Origin of the sequence: Pseudomonas sp. SORT22 (genome assembly GCF_018417635.1) — a bacterium.
Lineage (GTDB): Bacteria > Pseudomonadota > Gammaproteobacteria > Pseudomonadales > Pseudomonadaceae > Aquipseudomonas.
In genome coordinates, this window is sequence record NZ_CP071007.1 from 5,222,609 (window position 1) to 5,242,237 (window position 19,629).

Sequence of the window (19,629 nt, forward strand, 5' to 3'; positions counted from 1 at the left end):
AGCTCCTTAGCGCAGGCTGATGGTGGTGTTCACGCCATCGTTGACGCTGTCATCATCAAACCAGCGGCTGGTGACGGTCTTGGTCTGAGTGTAGAACTGCACCACTTGTTTGCCGTACGGGCCCAGATCGCCGAGCTTGGAGCCGCGCGAGCCGGTGAAGCTGAAGAACGGTACCGGCACCGGGATCGGGATGTTGATGCCGACCTGGCCGACGTCGATCTCGTTCTGGAACTTGCGCGCCGCCGCGCCGCTCTGGGTGAACAGGCCGGTGCCGTTGCCGAAGGGGTTGCGGTTGACCAGGGCGATGGCTTCGTCGAGGGTGTCGACTTCCAGCACCACCAGCACCGGGCCGAAGATTTCCTGGGTGTAGATCTGCATGTCGGTGTTCACCCCGGAGAACAGGGTCGGGCCGACGAAGTTGCCCTGCTCGTAGCCCGGCACGCTGACCTCGCGGCCGTCGAGCTCGAGCGTGGCGCCTTCCTTGATACCGCTTTCGATCAGGCCCAGCACCCGCTCCTTGGCGCGCTTGGAAATCAGCGGGCCGACATCGGTGCCCGGCTCGCTGCCAGCGTTGACCTTGAGTTTGCAAGCCAGCTCCTTGAGCTCCGGCAGCCACTCGCGGGCCTTGCCCACCAGCACCGCCACCGAGGTGGCCATGCAGCGCTGGCCGGCCGCGCCGAAACCGGCACCAACCAGGGCATTGAGGGTTTGCGTGCGATTGGCGTCCGGCAGCACCACGGCGTGGTTCTTGGCGCCCATCATCGATTGCACGCGCTTGCCGTGCTGCCCCGCCAGGTTATAGACGTGGGTGCCAACCTCGGTGGAGCCAACGAAAGAGATCGCCTTGATATCGGTATGGGTGCACAGCGCATCGACCACCTGCTTGCCACCATGGACGACGTTGAGCACGCCGGCCGGCACACCGGCTTCGACCGCCAGCTCCACCAGCAGCATGGTCGACAGCGGGTCCTGTTCGGACGGTTTGAGCACGAAGGTGTTGCCGCAGACGATGGCCATCGGGAACATCCACAGCGGGATCATCGCCGGGAAGTTGAACGGGGTGATACCGGCGCAGACGCCGATCGGCTGGCGCAGGGTGTAGGTGTCGACGCCACCGGCAACGTTTTCGGCGAACTCGCCCATCTGCAAGGTGCCGATGCTGCAGGCATGCTCGACCACTTCCAGGCCGCGGAAGATATCGCCTTCGGCGTCGGCAATGGTCTTACCCTGTTCAGCGCTGAGGACTACGGCGATGCGCTTGGAGTGTTCGCGGATCAGCGCCTGCAGCTTGAGCATGATGCGCATGCGCGCGCCGATCGGGGTGTCGCGCCAGGTCTTGAACGCACGCTGGCCGGCGGCGATGGCGGCGTCGACTTCTTCGGCGGTGGCGAAGGGGACGCGGGCCAGCACTTGCTGGGTGGCCGGGTTGACCACGTCGCGCCATTCGCTGGTTTTCGATTCGACCCATTGGCCGTCGATCAGCAGCTTGACCTGCTCGACCTTGGTCTGGCCGGGAGTAAGGGATGCGTTCATGTGCGTTCTCCTGAAATTGTTGTTAGGGAGAGATCGACGCCACCGGGTCAGCCACGGCGAGCGCTTGGGTCCAGGGCTTTTTTGGAGTATAGATGTGCAAACATCTAATAAGAACGCACATAAAAGCCGGACCAACATGCAAAAAAACATCACCTCCCTGGGGTCGCTGAACTGGGATGACCTGAAGTTTTTCCTTGAAGTGGCGCGTACCCGCAAGGCCAGTAGCGCGGCCAAACGCCTGGGCGTCGACTACACCACGGTGTCGCGGCGGATCAGTTCGCTGGAAGTGGCGCTGGGCACTCTGTTGTTCGAAAAGTCGCGGACCAACGGCTTTGTCCTCACCGCCGAAGGCCAGCGCCTGCTCAGCTATGCCGAATCCATCGAAAGCACCCTGCACATGGCTTGCGAGCAGGTTTCCGGCTCCGGCGTGGCGTTGTCGGGGCATGTACGCATGGGCTGCACCGAAGGATTTGGCAGCTTCTTCGTCACCCCGCAACTGAGCCATTTCGTTGATGCCTACCCGGCGATCTCGGTGGACATCCTGCCGCTGCCGCACTTCATCAGCCTGTCCAAGCGCGAGGCCGACATCGTCATCGCCCTCGAGCGCCCGGAACACGGGCCCTACGTGTGCTGCAAGCTGTGCGATTACCGCCTGCGCCTGTACGCCACCCAGGAATATCTGGACAGCCACGAGCCGATCACCCGCAGCAGCGACCTGGCCCGCCATCAGTTCATCAGTTATGTCGACGACCTGGCCTTCAGTTCCGAGCTCCTGTACCTGGCCAACCTGATTCCGGCCGCCAGCGCCAACCTGCGCAGTACCAGCGTGATCGCCCAGTATGTAGCGGCGCAGCAGGGCCGTGGCCTGGCGATCCTGCCGTGTTTTCTGGCCGCACAAGACCCGCGCCTGGTGGCGATTCTGCCGGAGGAGGTAGAGATTACCCGGCAGTTCTGGATGTACTGCCGGGAGGATTTGAGGAAGTTGAAGCGGATCACCCTGTTGTGGGATTACATCCGCGATGTCACCGAGCGCAACACCCCGCTGCTGATGGGAGAGTCGCGCGCGATGAGCTTTGCCGACTGATCAGTCGGAGGCGACCACGATCGACACCCGGCGGTTTTCCAGGCGTCCGGCGCGGGTGTCGTTGCTGGCCACCGGCTCGCTGCTGCCCAGGCCGCGGGTTTCGACGTTTTCCGGGCGCATGCCGACGCCGACCAGCACATTGGCCACGCTCTGTGCGCGGCGCTTGGACAGTTGTTCGTTGTAGGCCGCGCGGCCCGAGGCATCGGTATGGCCGTCGACCCGCACGCGCTGGATATTCACCGACAGCAGCGACTTGCCGATGCGCTCGACAATCGTCCGGCTCTGGGCGTTGAGGGTGTCGACATCGCTGCCGAACAGCACTTTGCTCGACAGGCCGAACTCCCAGCCTTCATCGGTGAGCTGAAAGCCCTCCTGCTTGAGCAGGGCAATCTGTTCGGCGGTCAACCCTTTGGGTGGCACGCTCTGGCAGCCGCCCAGGGCGAACAAGGCCAGGGCCAGGCAGATAAAATGAAAACGTAGTCGTTGGCTCAAGTGAATCACGGTTCAGCTCCTGTTTTTTACATGATGAGCAGAGCGCTCCGGCTCTGCCATTTGCCCCTGGCCACGCAAGTTGCGCTTGGCCTGATACATCGCCGCATCAGCGGCATTGAGGAGGTCGGAAGGATTACCGCCGTCGTCGGGAAAATAGGCAATACCGATGCTCAGCGACGTGACGATGATCTGCCCTTCGCTCAGGCGGATTGGCAGTTTCATGCTGGCGGCAATCTTCTCGGCGATGCGCCGGGCGTCTTCGTGCGCGTGCAGTGGCGCCAGCAGCACGGCGAATTCGTCACCGCCCAGGCGAGCCACCAGATCATTTTCACGAAGCTGCGCACGCACCCGGGTGGCCACGCTGATCAGCACTTCATCGCCAGCGGCGTGGCCAAAGTTGTCGTTGACCTCCTTGAAGTTGTCGCTGTCGAGAAACAGCAAGGCCAGGTGTTCATTGTGCTTTTGCGCATTGCGCAGAGTGCGGCTCAGGCGGCCTTCGAAAAACGCCCGGTTCGGCAAGCCGGTGAGGCTGTCGTGGCTGGCCTGGTGGGCCAGGCTTTCGTTCTCGCTCTGCAAGTGGCTCTGCCACGACTCCAGCTCGTCAAGCAAGGCGTTGAAGTCGTTGCCCAGCTCGTTGAGCTCGGCGATCTGCGCCGGTGGCACGCGGCGGTCGAAACTGCGCTCGCGGCGCGCGGCGTGGGCGACATTGGCCAGGCTGCGCAGCGGCCCGACGATGTCGCCGAACATGCGCCGCGACAGGTACAGCGCGCTGAAAGCGCTAAGCGCCGTGCACAACAGGATCCCGGCCAGGCCGCTGAGCAGGAAGCGCACCAGGCTGCCGCCCTGCCCCACCAGTTCGATACGCCCGACCTGCTGGCCCTGGTGCAGCACCGGCAGAATGATCGGCTCTTCCAGCAGGCTGCGGGCGATCAGTTGCTCGGTCTGCGCCAGCAGGCCGCTGTCATTGCGCTGCCAGCGCGCCAGCAGCTCGCCATTGTCGTCGAACACCTTGACGTCGGCGACTTCTTCCGTGGTGGCAATCAACGCCAGCGCTTCGTTGGCCGCTCCGGCGTCGTTGAATACCACTGCCGCTTCCACGGTGTAATTGATCGAACGGGCAATCAGGTGCAGGTTGTGATTGGCGTAAACGCGCAAGGCCAGCACGCCGAGCAGGGTCAGCGAGACCCCGGCAAGGCCGACGGCAAGCAGCGCCACGCTCAGGTGGCGGCGACCAAGCACGGCACGCAGGGTCGGGCGCTCGCGCCCCTTGCCAAAGCCGATCATGGTTGCGCCGCCCGCCGCCGCGAGAGCTGCAGCACGCTGGGGTGGATGCGCACGCCGCTGCGCGCCACCGAGTCGAGGTTGACATCGAACGCTACCTGGCGATCGCCGACCCGCAGGCAGAACAGGCTGCCGACCGTGCACGGGTCATCGGCCTCGCTCATGCTCAGCACCGGATGACCGCTCAACGCCGTGAACAACCGGCTACGTTCGTCCTGGCTGAGCTTGCCGATATAGATCGCATCGCACTCATTGGCGATGCGCGGGTCGCTGGCCAGCAAGCGGCGCACCAGCACCGGGCGACCGGTGGCCTGGGTGGTGCCTTTGACCAGATCGTCGGCATATTCGGTCGGGCCGATCAGGCACAGGCGCAGTTGTGCCGGCTCAACCGGCCAGCGTGCGTAACTGAGGATACCCAGCACAACCTGGGTGACTGCCTTGGCTCGCTGCTCGGCCAGGTTCGACGTGACCTCAGCCTCGGCACCGGCCTGCGCGGCGAACAGCAACAGCATCGCGGCCAGCAGCGAACGCGTCAGGCTCGTCACACGTCCCGATGTCGGGGCGGCCACATTCATGAGGGAAATCTCTTAAAACCACGCAGGATGATGCCGCAACGATAGCACAGAGGCCGATTTTCCAGCGAGGGAGCACCTCCCCGGCGATCCGGTAATAGGCCGAATCGCCGTGCTTAAACCTGCTCCAGCATCAGCCCCGAGATACGTTTGACCTTACGCCGCACCGCGTCTTCAAACACGCCCTGGCGTGGCTCGATCAAACTAAAGCAGGTCTTGGCCCGGGTGATACCGGTGTAGATCAACTCCTTGGTCAAAACCGGGTTCAGGGCGTCTGGAAGCACCAGCGCGGTGTGGGTGAACTCCGAGCCCTGGGACTTGTGCACGGTCATGGCGAACACGGTTTCGACTTCATTGAGCCGGCTCGGCAAGACGAAACGCACGCCGCCGTGCCCGTCGTTGCGGGCAAAAGCCACGCGCAGTACCTGTTGCCCCTCATGCTGCTCATCGGGCAGGCGCAGGGCGATGCCGATATCACCGTTCATCAAACCCAGGCTGTAGTCGTTGCGGGTCATCAGTACCGGGCGGCCTTCATACCAGGGCTGCTCACTGTCGATCAGCCCCGCCGCGCCGAGCACCCGGCTGACCCGCTGGTTCAGGCCTTCGACACCCCAGGCCCCCTTGCGCACGGCACACAGCAACTGAAAGGTCTCGAAGCCCTGCAACACCTGCATGGCCCAGGTTTCCCAGCGTGGATCATCCACCGGCGTACCAGGTTGCGGGCGCCGCTGGCGAAGGGTCTGCAGGTAGCTGCGATAACCCTGGGGGCCATCACTGCCACGGCCCAGGCCTTCGAGCAGCAAGCGATCGAAGTTGCGGTCCTGCTCACCGCGCAGGGTCAGGGCAAACACATCGTCCTGTTTCTGGTTGAGCAGGGCCCGGGCCTGATCGGCCTCCTGGCGGTTGACCAGGCGTGCCAGCTGGCCAATGCCGCTGCCTTCGCCAAAGCGCCGCGAGTAGCGCAGCATCACCACTTGCTGCGCCAGCGGATACTGCCCGGCGCTGCCCGGCAGCAGTTCGCTGCCCGCCAGGGTTTCACCACTGACCTGCTCCAGCCAGGCCTGGGTCTCGGGGCTGTAGCGCCCGGCCTCGGCATCGCGGCACAGGTCACCGAGTACCGCGCCGGCTTCCACCGAAGCAAGCTGGTCCTTGTCGCCCAGCAGCACCAGGCGCGCATGGGGCGGCAAGGCGCCAAGCAGGTTGGCCATCATCTCCAGGTCGATCATCGAGGCTTCGTCGACCACCAGCACATCCAGCGGCAGCGGGTTGCCGGCATGGTGCCGGAAATGCCGTGAGCCCGGGCGGCTGCCGAGCAGTCGGTGAACAGTGGAGACGTCGGTGGGAATGTTGTCTCGGACCTCGGCAGCCACCGCCAGGCGCTCGACCTGCTGGCCGATGGACTCGGTCAGACGCGCGGCGGCCTTGCCGGTGGGTGCCGCCAGGCGAATGCGCAGCGGTCGCCCCGCCTCCACCGCAGGCGCCTGCAACAGGGCCAGCAAACGCACCACCGTGGTGGTTTTACCGGTACCCGGGCCGCCGGTAATGATGCTGAAGGCGCTGCGGGTGGCCAGGGCACAGGCCAGCTTTTGCCAGTCCACCTGAGCGCCAGGAACGCCACCCTCGAACAGTTGCGCCAGCCGCGCCGAGAGGTCCGCCGGGGTTGGCTCGACCTGCTGCAGGCGCTCGCGCAAGGCGTTGTCGATACGCCGCTCGTAGGCCCAGTAACGGCGCAGGTACAGGCGCTGGCCATTGAGCACCAGCGGGCGGGCGCTGTCTTCGCTGTTGCTGCCATGGGCCACCAACCGGCTGCGGCCCAGTTGCTGCAGCCAGGTGTCGAGGGTCAGGCGCTCGAGCAGTTGCGAGGGCAACAGCAATGGCCCGGCCAGGGCGTCCCCCTCCGGCGGCAGCGACAGGGCAAAATCCGGCTCGGCCAAAGTTTCACCCAGGTCGAGGCAGACATGCCCGTGGCCCAGCTGATGACTGGCCAGGGCCGCCGCCAGCAGCACCAAGGGCTCGCCGCCAGGGTCGCGCTCACCGAGGAAACTCACAAAGGCCCGGTCCAGGGCACGCAACCAGCCACGCTCGACCCAGCGATCAAGCAAGGCCAGCAGGTCTGCGCCCTTGCTCAGCGGCTGCAGTGCCGCCAGGTGGCCGGCATCCAGCGGCGTCGGCAACAGGTCGTCGAGGCTACGGCTCATGGGGCGTCTCCGAAAAACAGGTCGTGTTGCTGCGGGGCGCTGACGCCGCGGAACAGCGCATCGAGCTGCTCGATCAGCTCACGCGGTGGCTTGACGAAATACAGGCCGCGAGAAGCCGAATCGACGCCACGCAGGAAGATGAACAGTGCCCCGCCGACATGCAGGTCGTAGTCATAACCCGGCAGCCGCGCGCGCAACTGGCGATGCAGGGCCAGCAGGTAGAGCACGTATTGCAGGTCATAGCGGTGGCTGAGGATCGCGCCTTCCATGGCCAGTTCGCTGTAGGCCAGGTCATCAGGCCCCAGCCAGTTGGATTTGTAGTCCGCCACGTAATAACGGCCGTCGTGTTCGAAGGCCAGGTCGATAAAACCCTTGAACATGCCATTGAGCAGCGCCGGTTGCGCAGCCAGGCGCGCGACGCCCTGATGGGTGTATTCGCACACCAGCTGGTCGAGCCGGCCGACATCGACCTTGTGGCTGGCGAACCAGAACTCCATTTCGATCTGGTACTGGCTTAGCTGGCTCAAGGACAACGGTGAGCTATCAGGTGCCAGGGCCATGGGCTGTGCGAGCAGTTGCTGCAACCACTGGCTGAGGGTCGGGATCCAGCCGGTCCAGTCGCGGCGGTTGCAGCGCTGGCCGACGGTGCGGGTCAATTGCTCGGGGTCGGCGCTGACCTGGGCGAACCCTTCGTGCCCGGCCCACTCAAGCAAGCCGTGGAGGAAGGTGCCGGGGTTCGGCCCGCGCGGGAAGCGGTGGATGTCGCCACTACCGGGCATCACTTCACGCAGCTGCTGCGCGTCAGGCCGCTCGTCATCGAGCAGTTGTTGCGCCTGAGAGCTGTCGGCTGCCAGGGTCATGGCCTCTTCGCCGATGCGCAAAGCACTGTAGGAGGCGATCCACCAGTTCTCCGCAGCCCGGCGTTTGGGCTGGCGTGCAGGCAGCAGTTCGGCCTGGTTGCGCGGGGCGCTGTAGGCCTGTTCATCCGGCGCTGGCAATTCGATGCTGGCGATGGCCGGGCAGCCGGACTGCAAGGCCTGCAGCCAATCACCCAGTTGGGTCGAAGCCGCCAGGGGCGTGCCGCCACCCAACAGGTAACCCAGGGCCGAGCGATGCAGGGTCGAGGCCTTGCCGGTGCCACGCTTGAGGTCGGCAACACCGAGCCAGCAAGCATGCTGGGCGCGGGTCAAGGCCACGTACAGCAGGCGCAGGTCTTCGGCCAGGCGCTCGTCGTCAGCCAGGGCGATCTGTTCGGCATCCGGGGTCAGGGTCAGGTGCGCCTGGCCTTCGCCGTCGTGCCAGGCCAGGGGCAAGCGCGAGCCATCGACCGGCTTGCTGGTGCAGATGAAGGGCAGGAACACCAGGGGGTATTCAAGGCCTTTGGATTTGTGGATGGTTACCACCTTGACCAGTTGTTCGTCGCTTTCCAGGCGCAGGATCTGCTCTTCGCCAGCCTGACCCGAGCTGGCCAGGTGCTCGCCCAGGTGGCGAATCAACGCCTGCTCGCCATCCAGCTCGGTGGCCGCCTGTTGCAGCAGTTCGGCCAGGTGCAGCAGGTTGGTCAGCACCCGCTCGCCATCACTGCGGGCCATCAACACTTGAGGCAAGTCGAAATCGTGCAGCAGGCGCCGCAGCATCGGCAGCACACCCTGGCTACGCCAGATCAGCCGGTACTGGCGAAACTGCATGACCCAGCGCTCCCATACCCGCTCATCCTGGTTCAATTGCGCCAGGGCGCTGAGCGGCAGGTTGAGGGTGATGCTGGCAAGTGCCGCCTTGAGCAGGCGCTCGGCATCCGGCTCGGCGCAGGCCTTGAGCCAGGCCAGCAAGTCATGGGCCTCCTGGGCGGCGAATACCGAATCCTTGTCAGAGAGGTACACACTGCGCACATCGCGAGCCGCCAGTTCGCCGCGAATCAGCTGCGCCTCACGGCCATCGCGCACCAGGATGGCGATATCCGAAGGCAGGCAGCCACGCAGCGACTGATCGGCTTGCATGAAACCGCTGCGCCCCTGCTGTCCGCCATTGAGCAAGGCGACGATCTGGCTGGCACAGCTGGCAGCCTGCTGCTGCCGGTAAACGGCGCCGGAAACCGGTTCTTCACTGCTCAGTTGCCAGAGGTTGAGTGCTGGCACCGGCACGCCATCGACCTGCAGCTGCTCGCTGCGGCCCTTGGCCTTGACCTCGAGAAACGGCACCGGGTTGTCATTGCCGTCACGGAACAAGAAAGCGCCACGGCCCGACTCACGCACTTCAGCCTGCATGAACACATGGTTGACCGCCGTGACCATGGCCTGGCTGGAGCGGTAGTTGGTATCCAGGCTGTGCAGGCGCCCGGCCGTGGCCCGGCGTGCCCCCAGGTAAGTGAAGATGTCGGCGCCGCGGAAGGCATAGATCGCCTGCTTGGGGTCGCCGATCAGGAACAGGCCGGTGTCGCGGACGTTCTCTTCAATCCGGTAGATGCGCTGGAAGATCCGGTACTGCACCGGGTCGGTGTCCTGGAATTCGTCGATCAGCGCCACCGGGAACTGCTCGCGAATCAGCCCGGCCAGGCGCTCGCCGGCGTCACCGTGCAGCGCATGGTCGAGGCGCAGGAGCATGTCGTCGAAGCCCATTTCGGCGCGGCGGCGCTTTTCCTGCTCGAAGCGGGCGCCAACCCAGGCCGCAGCGTGCTCAAGCAGACAGGCATCAGGCGTGGGCAGGCCCTGAAGCTGGTCGCGCAGCGCCTCCATTGCCTGCAATGCCGGGTGCGCTGGCGGTTCGCCCTTCCAGGCTTCGGCCATACCGGCGCGGGTAAAGCGGCTGAAGCCGGTGCCCAGGTCCAGCTCCAGTGCCTGGTGGTCTTCGGCCCAGGCCTTGAGCTTCTCGCACCAGGGCTCGAAATAGCGTGCCTGCATCTTGCGCCCATCGACCTGCTTGGCGGCCAGGCCGTCCCGGCAGATCTGCAGCAACTCGTCGGACCATTGCGCCCAGGGTGCCTTGAGCGTTTGCAGCAACTCGGTACGCTGTTGCAGCACCGCTTCTATCAGGGCCTGGGGCTCTTCTTCGTCGCTCTCGATGCGCTGGCGGCCGAACAGCGCGCGCACCCGTGGCAACAATGCTTCGGGGCTGACCCAATGGGCCCGCACCCAGGCCAGCGCATCGCCTTGCATGCTGTAGCAGAAGCGCCGCCAGTAATCACGCATGACCTGGCCGAGCAGGTCGCTGTGGTCGGTTTCCAGGGTCTGGGTAAACAGGCTGCTGCTGTCGAAAGCGTGCTCGCGCAGCATGCGTTGGCACCAACTGTGGATGGTCGACACCGCGGCTTCGTCCATCCATTGCGCGGCCACGTCCAGGCGATTGGCGCACGCTGCCCACAGCGACGGCTCATAGTCATCGCGCAGTTGCTCAAGCAAAGGGTCGGCTTCACTCAACTCGCCACGGAAATAGCGCGCAGCTTCTGCCAGGCGAGTACGAATGCGTTCGCGCAACTCCTTGGTGGCGGCGTCGGTGAAGGTCACCACCAGAATCTGCGGCGGCAACAGCTCGCGGCCAAAGCCCTGCTCGCCGCCATGGCCGAGCACCAGGCGCAGGTACAGCGCCGAGATAGTGAAAGTCTTGCCGGTACCGGCGCTGGCTTCGATAAGCTGGCTGCCGTGCAGGGGAAAGGTCAGGGCCAGGGGGGCAGGGGCAACTCCAAGGCTCATCGAGCACTCTCCTCTTTGCCCAGCGTCTGCCAGGGCGCTTCGAACATGGGGCGGTACAGGGCCTCGCACCAGCCTTCGAATTCTTCACTGGCACTGAGTGCAGCAAAATCGCTGAACTGCCGGGCCAGCGCGGTGCTTTCGCTGCGCTCGCCAAAGCTGTTCTGGCCATCGCCGTCGTAGGCCTTGGCCGCTGCGGCCAGGGCTTTGTCGGCATCGCTCTGGGCTAGCCAGGCAAAGGCCGTTTTCACCGCCACCGGCAGCGGTGCGTTCATGCCCGTTTGCCGGGCCAGTAACAGGTCGCCCAGCAGTTCAGCGGCACGGGCTTGTTCGAGCGGCGCCAACAATAGCGTAACGTCGGTGGCGACCACGGCGCTGTGCAGCTTCAGGTCCACCGCACAGGCGGCCAGGTGCATGACCCAGGTTGGCGTCAGCCGGTGCCACTTGAGGGTGCGGCCACTGCTGATGCCATTGGGCAAGGTGGTGATGCTTAGCAAGGACTCGTCTTCGCGCTGGTAGACCCGGCCCAACCAGCCTTCAAGCTTGAGCTGGCGATACTCGAAGCGGATCGGCACGGCGTTATCCACAGGCAACGGCCACTGCTGCAGCAGCTGTTGATAACGCTGCAGCAGGTCGGGCAACGGCTCGATCAGTTCGGCCTGCAGGCATTCACCGAAACCTGCCAGCGGCAGCAGCCCGTAGCCCTGCAGGCGCCTGGCCTGGGTGGTCAACGCCCGCTCGCTGTCTTGCGGGTCGGCCAGGGCTGCTGCCAGCAGGCTTTCACTCAGGCTGTAGCGCTGCAGGGCATCGAGCACGAATGGCTCTTCATCGGCCAGGGGCGCTTCCACCGACTCGAAGAACACCTTCAAACGCTGGCTGAAGAAGTGTCGTACCGGATGGCGGAGGAAGTCTTGCAGCAAGGTCAGGGTCAGCGGTTCATCGCTGCTGTAAGCCGGCAGCTCATCCTCAGGCTTGAGCTGTTGTTCGCCAGGCAGATGCAGGGAGCGCCACTCACGGGCATAGCTGAACAGGCTGCTGCCCTTGTGAAAGTAGCGGGCGCTGAACGGCTGCAACGGATGCTCCACGGTCAGCGCATGCAACAACTGCTCACCGGCGTTGAGCTTGCCGCCCACCTCGGCACCGGCCAGGCGCCAACCTGCCGCCAGATGATCGCGTAGCTGGCCGATCAGCACCGAGGCCGGGCGTTCGCTGTTGTCGCGAATGCTGCGCCCGACCCAACTGACGTACAACTGATCACGGGCCGACAGCAGCGCTTCGAGCAACAGGTAGCGATCGTCCTCGCGCCGCGAGCGATCACCTGGACGGTAGTCACTGCCCATCAGGTCGAAGTCCAGCGGCGGCTGCGCACGCGGATAGTCGCCATCGTTCATACCCAGCAGGCAGACCACCTTGAACGGGATCGCGCGCATGGGCATCAAGGTGCAGAAGTTCACCGAACCTGCGAGAAAGCGCTGGGACAGCCGACCCTGGTCGAGCCCGGCCAACCAGGCTTCACGGACCACGGTGAGCGGCAGCAAGTCTTGCAGGCCGACCGACTCACAGGTCTGCAACCAGGTTTCGCGCAGGGTCTGCAGTTGCACCAGCAGGTAGTCGTCATGCTCGGTTTCGGCGAGGAAGAACACTTGCAGCAAGGCATGCAGGCGCTCGCCCCACTCGGCAGCCGTCGCCGCCTGGGAGAGCTGCTCGTGGGCAATTTCCAGGGCATCGAGCAGGGCCACCAACGGGCCGATCAAGGCGGCATCCAGGCCGCCAATCTCATCGAACGGCTCGATCCCGTCGCAGCCTTCGCCGACACCGACGGCGTAACCCAGCAGCATGCGTCGCAAGCCGAATCGCCAGCTGTTCTGTTCAAGGTCCGCCGGCAAACCGAGACCGGCGCGTTGCTCGGCGTTCAGCCCCCAGCGAATGCCCGCGCCTTCGATCCAACGGTGCAAGGTCGGCAGGTCGCTTTCCTTGATCGCGAAGCGCGCGCGCAAGGCCGGCACATCGAGCAGATCGAGGATCTCGCTGACGGCGAAACGGCTGTCGGGCAACTTCAGCAGGTGCTCCAGGGCGATCAGCAACGGGTCGCGGCCACGCTGGCCCTGGTCGGTCAGGGTGAAGGGGATGAAACGCGGGTCGTTGCGGTCGAGCTGGCCGAACACGGCGCGGATGTGCGGCGCGTAGGTGTTGATGTCCGGGAGCATGACGATGATGTCGCGGGGGCGCAGCGCCGGATCGGCGCTGAAGCGGGCGAGCAACTGATCGTGGAGGATTTCCACTTCACGTTGCGGGCTGTGGCCGATATGAAAACGCACCGAGCGATCTTTGCCGGGGTCGACGTCAGGCCACAGCTCGCGGGTTTCGGCCAGCGGGCGCAACTCGAGAATGTCGTCCTGCAACTGGTTGAGCAGGGTCTTGGGCTCGCTTTCGCTGAACAGGTCGATACGCCCGTCGCTGAAGGCTGCGCGGTAACTGCCAGGGTCGTCGTAGCTGTCGAGCAGGTTGATGTAGTCGCGGCCCTGCTTGCCCCAGGCAGCCAGCAAGGGGTGGGCGTGCTGGTGCAGGGTTTCGGCGTCGATCAGGCTGGGCATGCCCTGCTTGCGTTGCTGGCGCTTGTACTGATGGCGCAACAGGTCCTTGTCGGCGACGATGTCGGCCCAATGGTGACGGCAGGGGTTGTGCACGCAGAGCAGCACCTGGCTGAAACGCGCCAGGCCGGCGAGGGCTTCCAGCGCCTGGGCAGGCAACGACGAAATACCAAAAACGATAACCCGGGACGGCAGGCCAGCGGGCGCCTGCTCCAGGCTGTTGATCCGTTCGATGAAGCGCTGGTGCACACCGGCGCGGCTCTGGGCCATGCCCTCTTCGCCGACATCCAGCAACAAGGCGCGCCACAGCTCGGCCTGCCAGCAGTTGGCGGGCGGCAGCGGCCTGGATTCGCCACGGGCGGTATTGAGCACATGACGGCCAGCGGCCCAGTCCTTGAGCCAGTCGGCGCGATACACCTGGTACTGGTCGAACAGGTCGGCCAGGCGCTCGGCCAGCTGGTAGCGCTTGCGCAGGTCGCTGTCGTCGGTGAGAAAGCGCTGCAAGGGCTCGAAGTGCGGCTTGTCGATGACCTCTGGTAGCAGGCGCATCAAGCGCCAGGTCAGCGGCGCCTTGTCGAGCAGCGACACCTCGGGGATTTCTTCGCGGCCCAGCACCTTGCGGTACAGCTGCCACATGAAACTGCCGGGCAGCTGCACCTCGACCGCCGCAGCGATGCCGCAGCCGCCCTGGTCGTCATCTTCAGGATCTTCGGCCAGGGCCAGCTTCAACCACTGGGCGATGCCGTTGCTCTGCACCAGGGCGATTTCGTTTTCCAACGGTGCCAGCGGGTAACGCCGCATCCAGCTCACCACCAGGCTGCGCAGTTCATCCAGGCGGTTGCCGTGAACCACCATGAAACCTGGTAGGAGTGGGTTTGTGTGCGGCATTGGGCATCCTTGAGGCTGTGCGGGCAGAGGGAAACCTTATCATGCTCGGCGAGCCTGACTGTGTTGTGCAACAGCCAGAAAGACAAAACCCCTACCTGCATGCGCAGATAGGGGTTTCGGAATTTAATCTTGACGATGACCTACTCTCACATGGGGAAACCCCACACTACCATCGGCGATGCATCGTTTCACTGCTGAGTTCGGGATGGGATCAGGTGGTTCCAATGCTCTATGGTCGTCAAGAAATTCTGTTGCCAGAAGGTCTTGTTAGACACTCCAGCGAATCGGGTATGTGATGTTTGTGAGTTACAAATCTTCGGCTGTGCAGTCTTCACAACACCGCAATCTGGCTTTCGCTCAAATTGCTTGGGTGTTATATGGTCAAGCCTCACGGGCAATTAGTATTGGTTAGCTCAACGCCTCACAGCGCTTACACACCCAACCTATCAACGTCGTAGTCTTCGACGGCCCTTCAGGGAGCTCAAGGCTCCAGTGAGATCTCATCTTGAGGCAAGTTTCCCGCTTAGATGCTTTCAGCGGTTATCTCTTCCGAACATAGCTACCCGGCAATGCCACTGGCGTGACAACCGGAACACCAGAGGTTCGTCCACTCCGGTCCTCTCGTACTAGGAGCAGCCCCTCTCAAATCTCAAACGTCCACGGCAGATAGGGACCGAACTGTCTCACGACGTTCTAAACCCAGCTCGCGTACCACTTTAAATGGCGAACAGCCATACCCTTGGGACCGGCTTCAGCCCCAGGATGTGATGAGCCGACATCGAGGTGCCAAACACCGCCGTCGATATGAACTCTTGGGCGGTATCAGCCTGTTATCCCCGGAGTACCTTTTATCCGTTGAGCGATGGCCCTTCCATACAGAACCACCGGATCACTAAGACCTACTTTCGTACCTGCTCGACGTGTCTGTCTCGCAGTCAAGCGCGCTTTTGCCTTTATACTCTACGACCGATTTCCGACCGGTCTGAGCGCACCTTCGTACTCCTCCGTTACTCTTTAGGAGGAGACCGCCCCAGTCAAACTACCCACCATACACTGTCCTCGATCCGGATAACGGACCTGAGTTAGAACCTCAAAGTTGCCAGGGTGGTATTTCAAGGATGGCTCCACGCGAACTGGCGTCCACGCTTCAAAGCCTCCCACCTATCCTACACAAGCAAATTCAAAGTCCAGTGCAAAGCTATAGTAAAGGTTCACGGGGTCTTTCCGTCTAGCCGCGGATACACTGCATCTTCACAGCGATTTCAATTTCACTGAGTCTCGGGTGGAGACAGCGCCGCCATCGTTACGCCATTCGTGCAGGTCGGAACTTACCCGACAAGGAATTTCGCTACCTTAGGACCGTTATAGTTACGGCCGCCGTTTACCGGGGCTTCGATCAAGAGCTTCGCGTTAGCTAACCCCATCAATTAACCTTCCGGCACCGGGCAGGCGTCACACCCTATACGTCCACTTTCGTGTTTGCAGAGTGCTGTGTTTTTAATAAACAGTCGCAGCGGCCTGGTATCTTCGACCGGCATGGGCTTACGGAGCAAGTCCTTCACCCTCACCGGCGCACCTTCTCCCGAAGTTACGGTGCCATTTTGCCTAGTTCCTTCACCCGAGTTCTCTCAAGCGCCTTGGTATTCTCTACCCAACCACCTGTGTCGGTTTGGGGTACGGTTCCTGGTTATCTGAAGCTTAGAAGCTTTTCTTGGAAGCATGGCATCAACCACTTCGTCGCCTAATGGCAACTCGTCATCAGCTCTCGGCCTTAAGATCCCGGATTTACCTAAGATCTCAGCCTACCACCTTAAACTTGGACAACCAACGCCAAGCTGGCCTAGCCTTCTCCGTCCCTCCATCGCAATAACCAGAAGTACAGGAATATTAACCTGTTTTCCATCGACTACGCTTTTCAGCCTCGCCTTAGGGACCGACTAACCCTGCGTCGATTAACGTTGCGCAGGAAACCTTGGTCTTTCGGCGTGGGAGTTTTTCACTCCCATTGTCGTTACTCATGTCAGCATTCGCACTTCTGATACCTCCAGCAAGCTTCTCAACTCACCTTCACAGGCTTACAGAACGCTCCTCTACCGCATCACCTAAGTGATACCCGTAGCTTCGGTGTATGGTTTGAGCCCCGTTACATCTTCCGCGCAGGCCGACTCGACTAGTGAGCTATTACGCTTTCTTTAAAGGGTGGCTGCTTCTAAGCCAACCTCCTAGCTGTCTAAGCCTTCCCACATCGTTTCCCACTTAACCATAACTTTGGGACCTTAGCTGACGGTCTGGGTTGTTTCCCTTTTCACGACGGACGTTAGCACCCGCCGTGTGTCTCCCATGCTCGGCACTTGTAGGTATTCGGAGTTTGCATCGGTTTGGTAAGTCGGGATGACCCCCTAGCCGAAACAGTGCTCTACCCCCTACAGTGATACATGAGGCGCTACCTAAATAGCTTTCGAGGAGAACCAGCTATCTCCGAGCTTGATTAGCCTTTCACTCCGATCCACAGGTCATCCGCTAACTTTTCAACGGTAGTCGGTTCGGTCCTCCAGTCAGTGTTACCTAACCTTCAACCTGCCCATGGATAGATCGCCCGGTTTCGGGTCTATACCCAGCGACTAAACGCCCTATTAAGACTCGCTTTCGCTACGCCTCCCCTATTCGGTTAAGCTCGCCACTGAATATAAGTCGCTGACCCATTATACAAAAGGTACGCAGTCACCTAACAAGTAGGCTCCCACTGCTTGTACGCATACGGTTTCAGGATCTATTTCACTCCCCTCTCCGGGGTTCTTTTCGCCTTTCCCTCACGGTACTGGTTCACTATCGGTCAGTCAGTAGTATTTAGCCTTGGAGGATGGTCCCCCCATATTCAGACAAAGTTTCTCGTGCTCCGTCCTACTCGATTTCATGACTAAGAGATTTTCGCGTACAGGGCTATCACCCACTATGGCCGCACTTTCCAGAGCGTTCCGCTAATCTCAAAGCCACTTAAGGGCTAGTCCCCGTTCGCTCGCCACTACTAAGGGAATCTCGGTTGATTTCTTTTCCTCAGGGTACTTAGATGTTTCAGTTCCCCTGGTTCGCCTCTTGCACCTATGTATTCAGTACAAGATACTCAGCTTATGCTGAGTGGGTTCCCCCATTCAGAGATCTCCGGATCAAAGTCTGTTTGCCGACTCCCCGAAGCTTATCGCAGGCTACCACGTCTTTCATCGCCTCTGACTGCCAAGGCATCCACCGTATGCGCTTCTTCACTTGACCATATAACCCCAAGCAATCTGGTTATACTGTGAAGACAACATTCGCCGAAAACTTGTAATTACTCACAAATTTTACCTTAGCCTGAACACACACCAGTGAAAGTGCTGTCCAGTCTATCTTTCTATCACATACCCAAATTTTTAAAGAACGATTCTGAAAAAGTTCAGAAATCAATATTCGAGGCGAATATTCATTTCTAAGCTTTGACACGGTAGCAAGGGGTGGTGGAGCCAAGCGGGATCGAACCGCTGACCTCCTGCGTGCAAGGCAGGCGCTCTCCCAGCTGAGCTATGGCCCCAACAAGAAACTGGTGGGTCTGGGCAGATTCGAACTGCCGACCTCACCCTTATCAGGGGTGCGCTCTAACCAACTGAGCTACAGACCCAGTTAAGAGCTGTTACCGATATCGTCTTCTTCAATGAATCAAGCAATTCGTGTGGGAGCTCATAAGACAGCTGATGTCTGTCGATTAAGGAGGTGATCCAGCCGCAGGTTCCCCTACGGCTACCTTGTTACGACTTCACCCCAGTCATGAATCACACCGTGGTAACCGTCCTCCCGAAGGTTAGACTAGCTACTTCTGGTGCAACCCACTCCCATGGTGTGACGGGCGGTGTGTACAAGGCCCGGGAACGTATTCACCGCGACATTCTGATTCGCGATTACTAGCGATTCCGACTTCACGCAGTCGAGTTGCAGACTGCGATCCGGACTACGATCGGTTTTGTGAGATTAGCTCCACCTCGCGGCTTGGCAACCCTCTGTACCGACCATTGTAGCACGTGTGTAGCCCAGGCCGTAAGGGCCATGATGACTTGACGTCATCCCCACCTTCCTCCGGTTTGTCACCGGCAGTCTCCTTAGAGTGCCCACCATAACGTGCTGGTAACTAAGGACAAGGGTTGCGCTCGTTACGGGACTTAACCCAACATCTCACGACACGAGCTGACGACAGCCATGCAGCACCTGTGTCAGAGTTCCCGAAGGCACCAATCCATCTCTGGAAAGTTCTCTGCATGTCAAGGCCTGGTAAGGTTCTTCGCGTTGCTTCGAATTAAACCACATGCTCCACCGCTTGTGCGGGCCCCCGTCAATTCATTTGAGTTTTAACCTTGCGGCCGTACTCCCCAGGCGGTCAACTTAATGCGTTAGCTGCGCCACTAAAATCTCAAGGATTCCAACGGCTAGTTGACATCGTTTACGGCGTGGACTACCAGGGTATCTAATCCTGTTTGCTCCCCACGCTTTCGCACCTCAGTGTCAGTATGAGCCCAGGTGGTCGCCTTCGCCACTGGTGTTCCTTCCTATATCTACGCATTTCACCGCTACACAGGAAATTCCACCACCCTCTGCCCTACTCTAGCTTGCCAGTTTTGGATGCAGTTCCCAGGTTGAGCCCGGGGATTTCACATCCAACTTAACAAACCACCTACGCGCGCTTTACGCCCAGTAATTCCGATTAACGCTTGCACCCTCTGTATTACCGCGGCTGCTGGCACAGAGTTAGCCGGTGCTTATTCTGTCGGTAACGTCAAAATACTCACGTATTAGGTAAGTACCCTTCCTCCCAACTTAAAGTGCTTTACAATCCGAAGACCTTCTTCACACACGCGGCATGGCTGGATCAGGCTTTCGCCCATTGTCCAATATTCCCCACTGCTGCCTCCCGTAGGAGTCTGGACCGTGTCTCAGTTCCAGTGTGACTGATCATCCTCTCAGACCAGTTACGGATCGTCGCCTTGGTGAGCCATTACCTCACCAACTAGCTAATCCGACCTAGGCTCATCTGATAGCGCAAGGCCCGAAGGTCCCCTGCTTTCTCCCGTAGGACGTATGCGGTATTAGCGTTCCTTTCGAAACGTTGTCCCCCACTACCAGGCAGATTCCTAGGTATTACTCACCCGTCCGCCGCTGAATCGAAGAGCAAGCTCTTCTCATCCGCTCGACTTGCATGTGTTAGGCCTGCCGCCAGCGTTCAATCTGAGCCATGATCAAACTCTTCAGTTCAATACTGCTTGGGTTTTGAGAAAACCCTAAACT

The 19,629-nt window shown here is 61.3% G+C and carries 8 protein-coding genes, 2 tRNA genes and 3 rRNA genes; 1 reads left to right on the top strand and 12 read right to left on the bottom strand.

The genetic code is table 11. From position 1 onward, the window contains the following. Window positions 1–6 precede the first annotated feature (6 nt). Entirely contained in the window at window positions 7–1,533 is a 1,527-nt protein-coding gene (locus JYG36_RS24005; RefSeq protein WP_213602521.1) for a CoA-acylating methylmalonate-semialdehyde dehydrogenase, read from the bottom strand. A gap of 136 nt (window positions 1,534–1,669) precedes the next feature. On the opposite strand from JYG36_RS24005, the gene JYG36_RS24010 reads away from it, so the two are divergent. Then, the gene (locus JYG36_RS24010) at window positions 1,670–2,617 is read left to right on the top strand and encodes a LysR family transcriptional regulator (protein ID WP_045195818.1); all 948 of its coding nucleotides are present in this window, start codon (window positions 1,670–1,672) and stop codon (window positions 2,615–2,617) included. On the opposite strand, the gene yfiB is transcribed toward JYG36_RS24010, so the two are convergent. The 11 genes from yfiB to JYG36_RS24065 form a co-directional block, all read right to left on the bottom strand. Next, window positions 2,618–3,109, bottom strand: a complete 492-nt coding sequence (gene yfiB / locus JYG36_RS24015; RefSeq protein ID WP_371128691.1) for an outer membrane lipoprotein YfiB — start codon at window positions 3,107–3,109, stop codon at window positions 2,618–2,620. Between the two features lie 12 nt (window positions 3,110–3,121). Beyond that, window positions 3,122–4,393, bottom strand: coding sequence for a diguanylate cyclase DgcN/YfiN (gene dgcN / locus JYG36_RS24020; protein WP_045195816.1), 1,272 nt, complete (start codon window positions 4,391–4,393; stop codon window positions 3,122–3,124). Then, on the bottom strand, window positions 4,390–4,965 hold the full coding sequence (yfiR, locus tag JYG36_RS24025; RefSeq protein WP_045195814.1) for a regulatory sequestration protein YfiR: 576 nt from the start codon (window positions 4,963–4,965) through the stop codon (window positions 4,390–4,392). The genes dgcN and yfiR overlap by 4 nt, the downstream gene beginning before the upstream one ends. Before the next feature lie 113 nt (window positions 4,966–5,078). Next, window positions 5,079–7,160, bottom strand: coding sequence for an exodeoxyribonuclease V subunit alpha (gene recD, locus JYG36_RS24030; protein ID WP_213602523.1), 2,082 nt, complete (start codon window positions 7,158–7,160; stop codon window positions 5,079–5,081). Beyond that, window positions 7,157–10,846, bottom strand: a complete 3,690-nt coding sequence (gene recB / locus JYG36_RS24035; RefSeq protein ID WP_213602525.1) for an exodeoxyribonuclease V subunit beta — start codon at window positions 10,844–10,846, stop codon at window positions 7,157–7,159. Before recB ends, recD begins: the two co-directional genes overlap by 4 nt. Beyond that, on the bottom strand, window positions 10,843–14,322 hold the full coding sequence (gene recC, locus JYG36_RS24040; RefSeq protein ID WP_213602527.1) for an exodeoxyribonuclease V subunit gamma: 3,480 nt from the start codon (window positions 14,320–14,322) through the stop codon (window positions 10,843–10,845). Before recC ends, recB begins: the two co-directional genes overlap by 4 nt. A gap of 127 nt (window positions 14,323–14,449) precedes the next feature. Beyond that, window positions 14,450–14,565 (bottom strand): 5S ribosomal RNA (gene rrf / locus JYG36_RS24045). 134 nt (window positions 14,566–14,699) lie between these two features. After that, window positions 14,700–17,589 (bottom strand): 23S ribosomal RNA (locus JYG36_RS24050). 222 nt (window positions 17,590–17,811) lie between these two features. Next, a tRNA-Ala gene (locus tag JYG36_RS24055) sits at window positions 17,812–17,887 on the bottom strand. 10 nt (window positions 17,888–17,897) lie between these two features. After that, window positions 17,898–17,974, bottom strand: a tRNA-Ile gene (locus JYG36_RS24060). A gap of 85 nt (window positions 17,975–18,059) precedes the next feature. Then, window positions 18,060–19,596, bottom strand: a 16S ribosomal RNA gene (locus tag JYG36_RS24065). The 16S, 23S and 5S rRNA genes sit together here with 2 tRNA genes alongside, the layout of an rRNA operon. Between the last annotated feature and the right edge of the window lie 33 nt (window positions 19,597–19,629).

Bases quoted from the DNA above. Each gene is read 5' to 3' on its own strand.
- JYG36_RS24005 (WP_213602521.1), bottom strand. From the start codon at position 1,533: ATGAACGCATCCCTTACTCCCGGCCAGACCAAGGTCGAGCAGGTCAAG.
- JYG36_RS24010 (WP_045195818.1), top strand. From the start codon at position 1,670: ATGCAAAAAAACATCACCTCCCTGGGGTCGCTGAACTGGGATGACCTG.
- dgcN (WP_045195816.1), bottom strand. From the start codon at position 4,393: ATGATCGGCTTTGGCAAGGGGCGCGAGCGCCCGACCCTGCGTGCCGTG.
- yfiR (WP_045195814.1), bottom strand. From the start codon at position 4,965: ATGAATGTGGCCGCCCCGACATCGGGACGTGTGACGAGCCTGACGCGT.
- recD (WP_213602523.1), bottom strand. From the start codon at position 7,160: ATGAGCCGTAGCCTCGACGACCTGTTGCCGACGCCGCTGGATGCCGGC.
- recB (WP_213602525.1), bottom strand. From the start codon at position 10,846: ATGAGCCTTGGAGTTGCCCCTGCCCCCCTGGCCCTGACCTTTCCCCTG.
- recC (WP_213602527.1), bottom strand. From the start codon at position 14,322: ATGCCGCACACAAACCCACTCCTACCAGGTTTCATGGTGGTTCACGGC.